General features: G+C 73.4%; 7 protein-coding genes. 1 reads left to right on the top strand and 6 read right to left on the bottom strand.

Going from position 1 to position 9,443, the window contains the following annotated elements:
• The 3 genes from ETD96_RS34245 to ETD96_RS47100 all read right to left on the bottom strand — a co-directional run.
• Window positions 1-985 (bottom strand): serine/threonine-protein kinase (locus tag ETD96_RS34245; protein ID WP_138640628.1); only part of this gene is annotated, 985 nt, incomplete at its 3' end.
• Window positions 986-1,007: 22 nt separating this feature from the next.
• Entirely contained in the window at window positions 1,008-2,687 is a 1,680-nt protein-coding gene (locus ETD96_RS46135) for a serine/threonine-protein kinase (protein WP_205719586.1), read from the bottom strand.
• Window positions 2,687-4,747, bottom strand: a complete 2,061-nt coding sequence (locus tag ETD96_RS47100) for a serine/threonine-protein kinase (RefSeq protein ID WP_240808434.1) — start codon at window positions 4,745-4,747, stop codon at window positions 2,687-2,689. The genes ETD96_RS46135 and ETD96_RS47100 overlap by 1 nt, the downstream gene beginning before the upstream one ends.
• 185 nt (window positions 4,748-4,932) lie before the next feature.
• On the opposite strand from ETD96_RS47100, the gene lysX reads away from it, so the two are divergent.
• Window positions 4,933-8,238, top strand: a complete 3,306-nt coding sequence (gene lysX, locus ETD96_RS34230) for a bifunctional lysylphosphatidylglycerol synthetase/lysine--tRNA ligase LysX (protein WP_138640629.1) — start codon at window positions 4,933-4,935, stop codon at window positions 8,236-8,238.
• On the opposite strand, the gene ETD96_RS34225 is transcribed toward lysX, so the two are convergent.
• Genes ETD96_RS34225 through ETD96_RS34215 form a run of 3 tightly spaced genes read right to left on the bottom strand, consistent with a single transcriptional unit; the run spans window position 8,235 to window position 9,424 of the window.
• Window positions 8,235-8,738, bottom strand: coding sequence for a hypothetical protein (locus ETD96_RS34225; protein ID WP_138640627.1), 504 nt, complete (start codon window positions 8,736-8,738; stop codon window positions 8,235-8,237). The genes lysX and ETD96_RS34225 overlap by 4 nt on opposite strands.
• 41 nt (window positions 8,739-8,779) lie before the next feature.
• A complete protein-coding gene (locus tag ETD96_RS34220) occupies window positions 8,780-9,160 on the bottom strand; it encodes a hypothetical protein (protein WP_138640626.1) in 381 nt (126 codons plus the stop codon).
• A 42-nt stretch (window positions 9,161-9,202) separates the two neighbouring features.
• Window positions 9,203-9,424, bottom strand: a complete 222-nt coding sequence (locus tag ETD96_RS34215; RefSeq protein WP_338072634.1) for a GNAT family N-acetyltransferase — start codon at window positions 9,422-9,424, stop codon at window positions 9,203-9,205.
• Between the last annotated feature and the right edge of the window lie 19 nt (window positions 9,425-9,443).

Raw genomic sequence — 9,443 nt, 5'->3', positions numbered from 1 at the left:
GGTCGAGGCGGGTCACCGGGTCGGCGAAACCGGCCGGGTCCAGGACGGTCTCGGCCGCGTCCTCGACGCGGGACGCCGGGCGGCGCCGCGCGGACGGCTCGTCCATCACCGTCTCGCTCGCCGACGGCGGCTGCGGAGGCGGCGCGGGCGGCCGGGCCGGACGGGACGGGACCGGCATCGCCGCGACCCGGCTGAGCAGCGGCTGCGCCTGCGCGGCGGTCATCCGGTGCACCGGCTCGCGCGCCAGCAGCCCGTCCAGCACCGGGGCGAGCGGCCCCGCGTTCCGCGCGATCGGGACCGGCTCGGTCAGCACCGCCTGCAGCGACGACATCGCGTCCGACCGCTCGTAGGGCGACCGGCCCTCGAGCGCCGCGTACAGGGTCGCGCCGAGCGCCCACAGGTCCGACGCGGGCACCGCCCGCTCGCCCTGCGCCCGCTCGGGCGGGATGTAGGCGGGCGACCCCATGACCAGGCCCGTCTGCGTGAGCGTCGCGTCGCCCTCCATCTGCGCGATGCCGAAGTCGGTGAGCACCACCCGGCCGGACCCGGTGATCAGCACGTTGCTGGGCTTGACGTCGCGGTGCAGGATGCCCTTCTCGTGGGCGTGCCGGAGCGCGCCGAGCATCTGCAGGCCGATGTCGGCGACGCGGCGCGGGTCGAGCGGGCCGCGCTCGATGACGTCCTGCAGGGACGGGGCGGAGACCAGCTCCATCACGATCCAGGGCCGGTCGCCCTCCTGCACGACGTCGTGGACGGTCACGACGCCGGAGTGGTTGAGCCGCGCCGACGCCCGCGCCTCCCGGAACGTCCGCTCGTACAGGACGGCGCGCTCCTCCTCGGTCAGGCCCGGCGGGAACACGACCTCCTTGACCGCGACCTCGCGGTCCAGCATGACGTCGAAGGCGCGCCACACGGTGCCCATGCCGCCCCGGCCGACCACCGAGTCCAGCCGGTAGCGGTTACCGAGCAGACGTGCCTGTGCCATGTCGGAAGAGTCCCCCCATCGGTCATCCCACCCCGGAGGGACGGAACGTGTCGAGCACATTCTTCACGAGCGGCTCTCTCTCGTTCCACTGGGACGCGGGAACCGCCACCACCACGGCGAACGGCCGGCCGTCGATGATCACACCCCGGTCGCGGGCCCGGGTGAGGCCCGTCCCCCGGGTCCAGGTGAACTCGATGTCGGCGGCGGGGCGGCCCGCGACGGTCGTGCGGGTGATCTCCCCGACCCGCCGGAAGTCCTTCAGCTTGCCGTCCGCGATGGCCTCCCGCTCCCAGACGACCCAGTGGTCGTAGGGGTCCCCGGTCCAGATCGTCTGGTCGACCTGGACGTAGGCGGAGGACACGGGGTCGGTCCAGACGGTGCTGTTGCCGCGCGTCGCGCGCACCCAGCCGCGAGGGACGCCGATGGTGAAGCCGTTGCCGACCGACCGGACGAGCCCGGCCGGCAGGGCCGTGGCGCTGGAGGCGGGCTGCGACGGCGGCGCGCTGGTCGGCGTGTCCTGCGGGTTCTGCGTGGCGGACGGCGTGCCCTCGGCGGCGGGCGGCGTCGGCGTCAGGTCCGGGTCGGCGGGCGAGGAGGGACGGTTCATCCAGAACACGACCCCGGCGACCGACAGGATCACGGCCGCCGCGGCGATGCCCCCGAGGACCGGCAGGAACGCCGACCGCTTGCGCGGCGGCGCGGGCGCCTGCGGGGCGGACGGCATCGGCGGCGGGGCGGGCGCGTACCCGGTCGTCGCCCCCTGCGCCCCGGGACCGGGCGGGAACGGCGCGGTCATGCCCGACGCGGCCGGCGCGGGGACCGGAGCCGGAGCCTGGAACGGGACGGGCTGCTGCGCGGTCGTCGGGTGCGCGGCGGCCGGCTCGGCGGCGTGACCCGCCTCGACCGCCTTGAGGGCCTCCTCCGCCCGGTCGCCGCTGAGCCGCCGCACCGGGTCGCGCTCCAGCAGCGCGATGAGGACGGGTGCGAGCGGCCCCGCGTTCCGCGGCGGCGGGACGTCCTGCGTCATCACCGCCGCGAGGACCGCCATCGCGTCGCTGCGGTGGTGCGGCGCCCGCCCCTCCGTCGCCGCGTAGAGGGTCGCGCCGAGCGCCCACAGGTCGGACGCGGGGATCGCCGGGTCGCCGTTCACCCGCTCCGGCGACATGTAGGCCGGCGACCCCATGATCAGCCCGGTGCCGGTGAGGGTGGCGTCGCCCGCGAGCTGGGCGATGCCGAAGTCGGTGAGCACGGCCCGGTCGTCGGCCGCGACCAGCACGTTCGCGGGCTTGACGTCGCGGTGCAGGATGCCGATCGCGTGCGCCGCGCGCAGCGCCCCCGCGATCTGCCGGCCGATCGCCGCGACGCGGCCGGGCGGCAGCGGCCCGTCCTCGTCCACGATCTCCTGGAGCGAGCGGGCCCGCACCAGCTCCATGACGATCCACGGCCGGTCGTCCTCGTCCACGACGTCGTGTACGGTCACGACGCCCGGATGGTTCAGCCGCGCCGACGCGCGGGCCTCGCGGAGCGTCCGGCGGTGCCGGTTCTCCCGCTCCTCGTCGCTCAGCCCGGCGGGCAGCACGACCTCCTTGACCGCGACCTCGCGGTCGAGGGTCTCGTCGCGGGCGCGCCACACGGTGCCCATGCCGCCGCGGCCGACCACGGATTCGAGCCGGTACCGACCGGCGAGGAGGCGGCCGTCCATCAGTCGTCCGCGGGCTGGAAGTGCGCGTAGACCGGCTGCAGCTCGGCGAACACCTTGGCCCAGGCGGCGTCGGGCGCGCGCAGGAGGATGGCGTAGCCGTGCCCGTTCGCCACGAACCCGCGGTTCAGGATGTGCACCCGGCCCCCGTCGCCGTTGTAGGTGAACTCCCAGTCGGCCGAGTCGTCGCCGTCGCCGGTGTCGCGGACGGGCGGCTGGTCGCCGGTCGGAGCGATCTTGATCTTCACATAGCCGGGGAACCCGGCGCCGCCCCGCTCCTGCCGCCGCCAGTCGTCGATCGCGCTGTCGCCCGGGTCGTCGGTCTGGTCGATCTGGAGGTAGACCTTGCGGTCGGGCGAGTAGAAGAAGTCGCCGCCCTGCTTGCGCTCCGGGCCGCTCCACCCCTTCGGGACGGGCACCGCGTAGCCGCTGCGGTCCTTGTGCAGGGTGAACCCGGCGGGCAGCCCGCCGCTCGGCGAGGCGCTCGGCGACCCGCTCGGCGACACGCTGGACGACGCGGTCGTGGCGAGCGTCGACGGCGACGCGCCAGTGCTGGACGGGGTGGTGGCGCCCTCCTTGCGGGCCGGCTTGTCCTCCCCGCCGCCGCTGGCGAGGGCGATGCTCGCGACGACCACGATGATGATCAGCACGATCGCGGCGACGATCAGCACGTTCCGGTTGGCGGCCAGCGCGGGCCGCGCGGACGGGTGGTGCGTCGTCGGCGGGAAGTGCGTGGCCGGGCCGGGCCGGTCGGGCGGGACCTGGTCGGAGCGGATCGCGCCGGCGGGCTCGGTGCGCGGCCCGGAGCGCCACGACCTGACCCGGTCGGGGTCGGGCGCGGTCTCGCCGGGGTTCTCCGCGTTCGCCTGGCTCGCCGCCGGGGCCGCCGGACCCGCCTGCTTGGCCGCGCGGGTCGCGGCGGCGGGAAGGTCGAGGCTGGTCAGCTGGTCCGGGCGCGCCTCCTGGGCGTTCTCGGGCGCCGGGGCCTTCGGGGCCGCCGGCGACGCCGCGGACGGGCCGGACTCGGGGGCCTCCGGACGGCCGCCCGACTCCTCCATCTCCTCCGGGAGCGGCTGGTCGGGCGCGTACGTCTCCGGGTACGGCTCGGCGTACGCCTCCGCGTACGGCCGCGACCGGTAGGCGGAGTCCTGGACGGTGCCCTGGGGGTCGGCGAGGTCGTCCATGGAGAACTCGACGGCCATGGTGCGCTGCGTGTCGATGGTCTCCTGCCGGACGATGTCGTCCAGCAGCGCGCCGGCCTCGATCGCGTCCATCCGCTGGTCGGGGTTCTTGCGCAGCAGCCCCTCGATGACCGGGACGAGCCGGCCGCCCTTCTCCGGCGGGTCGGGCTCCTCGGAGATCACCGCGACCAGCGCGGCCATCGGCTCGGGCCGCTCGAACGGGGACCGGCCGTGCACCATCGCGAACAGCGTGACGCCGAGCGACCACAGGTCGGACGCCGGGCCGGCGACGCGGCCCCGCGCGCGCTCGGGCGCGATGTAGGCGGGCGAGCCCATCACCAGGCCGGTCTGGGTGAGGGTCGCGTCCCCGGCGGCGGTCGCGATGCCGAAGTCGGTGAGCACGGCGCGCTCGCCCATCCGGCCGGTGCCGGTGATCAGCACGTTGCTCGGCTTGACGTCGCGGTGCAGGACGCCGGCGCCGTGCGCGGCGTGCAGCGCGGCGAGCATCTGCCGGCCGATCTCGGCGGCGCGGCGCGGCTCCAGCGGGCCGTCCTGCTTGATCACCTGGTCCAGGGAGCGGGCCTTGATCAGCTCCATGATGATCCAGGGGCGGTCGTCCTCCTCGACGACGTCGTAGACCGTCACGACGCCGGGGTGGCCGAGCCGCGCGGCGGTACGGGCCTCACGGAACGTGCGCTTGTGGTGCACGGCGCGTTCCTCATCGGTGAGACCATGCGGGAGGATGACCTCCTTCACCGCAACGTCACGACCGAGGACCTCATCGTGCGCCTGCCAGACCGTCCCCATGCCGCCCCGGCCGACCTGGGTCACCAGGCGGTAGCGGCGGGCGAGCAACCGCTCACCGGTGGGTTCATTTGGCATATCCGCGACCATATCGACTTTTGCTGACAACCTTGGACCGAGCTTGCAAGCCACATCCCCCTATCCGTACGACGTCCGGCACCACCCCGAGGTTCGCCGCCGGACGGGCGCCCGCGGACGAAAGCGTGATGGACGTGACACCCGGTAAAAAGAACAAGGCCACACCGCGCGGCGACTGGGGGGGCATGCCGGAGAGGGAACCGCACGGCACGGGCGGCCTGCGGGGCGAGTGGGGGCGGCTCATCCAGGCCGCGCCGACGATCTTCTTCTGGTACACCCGTCTCTCCGGGATCCTGTCGCTGCTCGCGTGGGTCTCCTATGGTCTCATCCTCGAGATAGCCGATATCTGGGCGCTGCGCTGGATCGGGTACCTCGGCTGGTTCCCCAGCGTGCCCATCGGGCTGCTGTGGATCCTGCTGTCGATGGGCGTCCGGCGGCGCAAGAAGGCCGCCTGGCGGATCCTCGTCCTGATCTTCTGCCTGCCCACCGCGCTCGGCGTCACCGCCGTGCTGACCACGCTGATCAACCCGGAGCGGCCCACCCCCGTCGGGCTGATCGTCACGGCCGCCGTGTACCTCGCCGTGCTCGGCCTGCTGATCTCCGCGCGCGGCGAGTTCACCACCCTCCCCGACCGCGCCAACCGGCGGCTCGCGACCATCGTCTTCACCAGCCTCCTGATCGTGACCGGCGGCATCGGCACGTTCCTGGTCACGGTCACCGACCGCAACCGCAGCGGCGACGTGTGGACGCACCCGCTCTACGCGATCGCGCAGACCGTCCTCGGGCCGCGCGTCACCGGCAAGCCGATCGACGTCGCCGTGCCGTTCTGGGTCGACGTGATCCTGTGGAGCCTCGGCACCGGGCTGCTGATCGGCACGTTCTGGGCGCTGTTCAAGCCGGGGCGGCGCGACCCCGTCCTGTCCCCCGGCGAAGAGCTCGCGGCGCGCGCGCTGCTCGCCGAGTACGGCGACCAGGACTCCCTCGGCTACTTCGCGCTGCGCCGCGACAAAGATGTCATGGTCGCGCCGAACGGCAAGGCGGCCATCGCCTACCGGGTCGAGGGTTCGGTCTCCCTCGCCAGCGGCGACCCGCTCGGCGACCCCGAATCCTGGGACCAGGCGATCGAGGCGTGGCTGGAGGAGTGCCGCGCGCACGCGTGGATCCCCGGCGCGGTCAGCGTCGGCGAGCGCGCCGCCCACATCTACAAGCGGCACGGGTTCGACGCCCTGGAGCTCGGCGACGAGGCCATCATCGACCTCGCCGACTTCAACCTCGACGGCCGCGAGATGCGGCAGGTGCGGCAGGCCGTCCGGCGGGTCGAGCGGGCCGGGTACACGGTCCGGATCCGGCGGCACGCGCAGATCCCCGGCTGGGAGATGGCCAAGCTCATCCGCAGCGCCGACGCCTGGCGCGGCGAGGAGACCGAGCGCGGCTTCTCGATGGCGCTCGGCCGGCTCGGCGACCCCACCGACGGGCGCTGCGTCATGGTGGAGGCGTTCGACGCGCACGGGGAGCTGCGCGGCCTGCTCAGCTTCGTCCCGTGGGGGCGGGCCGGGCTGTCGCTCGACCTGATGCGCCGCGACCGGCTCGCCGAGAACGGCCTCAACGAGTACATGGTCGCCAAGCTCGCGGAGAAGGCCGCCGCGATCGGCGCGCAGCAGCTCTCGCTGAACTTCGCGATGCTGCGCTCGGCGTTCGAGCGCGGCTCGCAGATAGGCGCCGGGCCGGTCGCGCGGCTCTACTACAAGTTCCTGTCGTTCGCGTCGAAGTTCTGGCAGCTCGAATCGCTGTACCTGTCGAACGCCAAGTACATGCCGCACTGGCGGCCCCGCTTCATCTGCTACACGCAGGGCCGCCACCTGATCCGCCTCGGGCTCGCCTACGCGCGCGCCGAGGGATTCCTGCCGAGCTTCAACCGGCCGAAGCTCGACCGGGCCGCCGCGATGGTCCCGTCCACCGAACTCGTCGACAAGATCCACGAGATCGAGGAGGCGGCGGAGGCGGCGCGCGCCCCGCAGCGGCGGCTGTCGGAGCAGGAGCGGGTGCGGCACGCCAAGCTCGACCAGATCCGCGCCGCCGGGATGGAGCCGTACGCGCTCGGCTGCGAGCGCACCGACTTCGCCGCCGACATCCGCGCCCGCTTCCCCGACCTCGCCCCCGACGCCCACACCGGAACCGAGGTGGCCGTCGCCGGGCGCGTCGTGCTCGCCCGCGAGCACGGCCGGCTGATCTTCGTCACGCTGCGGGACGAGACCGCCGACCTCCAGGTCATGCTCACCGCCGACGCGCTCGGCGAGGAGTCGCTGCGCCACTGGAAGACGCTCATCGACCTCGGCGACCAGGTCGGGGTGCGCGGCGAGGTCGTCACGTCCCGGCGCGGGGAGCTGTCGGTGCTCGCCGCGTCCTGGACGCTCACCGCCAAGTGCCTGCGCCCGCTGCCGAACAAGAGCTCCGGGCTGTCGGACCCCGAGGCCCGCGTCCGGCAGCGGTACGTCGACTTCATCGTCAACGACGAGTCCCGCCGGATGCTGCGGATGCGCGGCGACGCCGTCGCCGCCGTCCGCGAGGGCCTGCGGTCCCGCGGCTACCTCGAAGTCGAGACGCCGATGCTGCAGCCCGTGCACGGCGGCGCCACCGCGCGGCCGTTCACCACCCGCATCAACGCCTACAACATGCAGCTCTACCTGCGGATCGCGCCCGAGCTGTACCTGAAGCGGCTGCTGGTCGGCGGGGTCGGGCGCGTCTTCGAACTGAACCGCAACTTCCGCAACGAGGGCGTGTCGCAGAAGCACAACCCCGAGTTCACGATGCTGGAGGCGTACGAGCCGTACGGCGACTACGACACGATGGCGGAGCTGACCCGCTCCCTCGTCGTGGACGCGGCCCGCGCCGCCCTCGGCACCACCGTCGTCGTCCGGGACGGCGTCGAGTACGACCTCGCCGAGCCCTGGGACGAGATCACCGTCTACGAGTCGGTGTCGAAGGCCCTCGGCGAGGAGGTCACCCCCGGCACGCCGCGCGACGCCGTCCGCGGGTTCGCCGAGCGGCACGGGCTGAACGTCGACCCGCAGTGGGGGCAGGGGAAGATCGTCCAGGAGCTGTTCGAGGCGCTCGTCGAGGAGCATCTGACGGCGCCGACGTTCGTCCGCGACTACCCGGCCGAGACGTCCCCCCTGACCCGGCCCCACCGCGCCGACCCGCGGCTCGCCGAGAAATGGGACCTGATCGTCTTCGGCCTGGAACTCGGCACCGCCTACTCCGAGCTGATCGACCCGATCCTGCAGCGCAAGCGGCTCACCGAGCAGTCGCTGCAGGCCGCGGGCGGCGACCCGGAGGCCATGGAGCTGGACGAGGACTTCCTGCGCGCCCTGGAGTACGCGATGCCGCCCGCCGGCGGCATGGGCATGGGCATCGACCGGCTGCTGATCACCCTCACCGGCCGTAGCATCCGGGAGACGATCCCGTTCCCGCTCGTGCGCCCCGGTTCCTAGAGGCTGCGCGGGACGGGCCGGTAGCCCTGCTCGGCGAGCCACTGCCGCGCCGCGCCCCGCCGGGCGTCCTCGCCTTCGGGCAGGACGCCCGGCGGGATCGGCAGCCAGCGGTCGGGGATCTCCACGAGCTCCTCGTCGTGGGGCAGCACGTCGCCGCGCTCCAGGTCGAGGACGTGGCCGCCGTCGTCCAGGGCCGCCGCCACGGCGCCGAGGTCGACCGGCAGCGGGACGAGCGGATCGGGCGGGGCGCCGTCGAGCGCGGCGGCGAGCTGGGCGGCCAACTCGGCGTCACCCGGCAGGCCGCGCGCCTTCAGGCCGTCCAGGCACGCGCGGGCCAGGGCTTCGCCGCCGCCGTCGCGGGCCAGCGCGGCGAGCAGCACGTCACCCGCGTACTGGAGCACCGGTTCGAGCGGACGCCCCCGAAGCACCCCGGTATCGCCGTCGCCCCGATGGGCGGCGGCCCGCAACCGCGCCAGCGCCTCCTCGTCCCACTCCGTCACACGACATTTGTACAGACATCCGCTGACATCGGTGCGCCAATTCACCGGGCCCGCTTGTCCTCCACATGGACCACGGCGAGTTCCCGGCCGTCCCGATCCCGTTTCGCCCGCCCGAACAGGCCCACGACCAGATCGTCCGCGCCTTCCTCGACCTCGTCCGGAGCGACATAGGTGAGGATGTCGCCGTGGTGCCCGTACACGGCCCATCCGGGCGCCGCCTCAAGATCGATCGTTCCGAAGTCACCGGCGGGGCCGCCCGCGTGGACGGGCCCGTACTCGCGCAGCAACTCCACCGCCTGCGCGCTCAGATCGTCCTCGGGCTCCATCAGAATCACGCACGTCCCGTTCTCGAACAGGACCCACGACTTCTCGTCGCCCTGAATGACGTCCCGCCACACCTGAACCAGTTCGTCGGCCACCATGCACGCGATTCTGCCGGTCGCCACCGACACTTCGCACGCCCATTACCGCCGCCCGGCGCTCCGGTAGTGGTAGACGCACATTTCGGTGAACCCCGCCCGCGCGTAGAGCCGCGACGCCGCCCCATTCCCGCGTTCGACCTGGAGGTACATGCGGTCGGCATTGTTCGCGTCCGCCCACCCCGCCAGCGCGGACAGCACATTCCGAGCGGCGCCTTTCCCCCGCGCCTCGGGAAGGGTCGCCATACTGCTGTCTCTTATACTCATCTGACGCTGCTCACAACGG

Origin of the sequence: Actinomadura geliboluensis, assembly GCF_005889745.1 — a bacterium.
Classification (GTDB): domain Bacteria; phylum Actinomycetota; class Actinomycetes; order Streptosporangiales; family Streptosporangiaceae; genus Spirillospora; species Spirillospora geliboluensis.
The sequence above is the reverse complement of the archived record's forward strand: the minus strand, read 5'-3'. Positions and strand labels throughout refer to the sequence as shown.